Source organism: Marinobacter sp. R17 (genome assembly GCF_003789045.1).
GTDB classification, from domain to species: domain Bacteria; phylum Pseudomonadota; class Gammaproteobacteria; order Pseudomonadales; family Oleiphilaceae; genus Marinobacter_A; species Marinobacter_A mangrovi.
The window spans coordinates 1-948 of record NZ_RHGZ01000062.1; the positions used below are offsets into that span (position 1 = coordinate 1).

Here is a 948-nt window from a genome sequence, read left to right on the forward strand (position 1 = left end):
AGGGTGCCGAGGCGGGCCGTGAACTGCAGGCCGGTAGGTAGGGGCATGGTCTCATCCTTGAAACTGGAAAACCGCGATCTCGCTTCTGAGGACACGAATGGCGGCGTTGCGCGGTACTCGCTCCCTCAGCGACCCCAAACGGTCAGCTTCAGTCGCTGCGTGCCGTGCGCCTTGCCCTTCGCGCCCTCAGAAACGAGCTCAACTTCCCGTCACAGTGTCCGCTGGACGGCCACTTGCCTCCTGCAAGTGGGTCGCCCGAGTGTAACCGATCCGGCCAAGCGGGTGTGTAAGCGATCGTTGCCGGAATCCGTCAGTGACATCGGACAACCCGGACCTCAATAGCGGCCCGGGTGTCGACGATCGGGGCTTACGCCTCGACCGGGGAACGCCAGTCGTCAGAGCCGGAGGTGCCGGCAATGCCGTGTTCCCAGGTGACCTTGCGGTAGGCCAGGGAGACTTCGACCAGCTGGGTGAACTCGGTCTTGGTCGCGTCCTGGCAGTGAGGCATGGTGCAGTCGATGTTGATGATGGTGGCGTCTTCCAGGATGGTGGAGAAGAAATGCTCCTGCTTGCCTTCCACGGAGGTGCGGTACCACTTCAGCTCGACCTTGGGCAGCATCTCGCCGGAGGCCAGGGCGTTGTACATCAGCGGGGTGGCCTTGTTCAGGGCGGCGGTGAACTTGAACGGCTTGTGCACGCGCTGGCCGGAGGGCTGGCCGGACTGCGGGTCGGTCGGGACGGTGACGGTGTGGTCGAACTGCTGGACCAGCACTTCGTCTTCGTGGCCTTCGACGTAGATGTTACCGACGGAATCGGCGGTGAAGGCACCGGCGGTGATGTTGCCCTGGGTCTGGCCTTCGATGCTGATATAACATGGGGTTGGCATAGTCTGCTCCTTGACGGAAAAACAATTGAAAACGGTGAGTCCATTCAGAAAAGGACAGTCCC

1 protein-coding gene is annotated in these 948 nt (G+C 61.9%); it reads right to left on the reverse strand.

Annotation, left to right across the window (positions count from 1 at the left end; all coding sequences use genetic code 11):
• Positions 1-367: 367 nt before the first annotated feature.
• On the reverse strand, positions 368-886 hold the full coding sequence (locus EB809_RS20865) for an Hcp family type VI secretion system effector (protein WP_123636782.1): 519 nt from the start codon (positions 884-886) through the stop codon (positions 368-370).
• Positions 887-948: the final 62 nt, after the last annotated feature.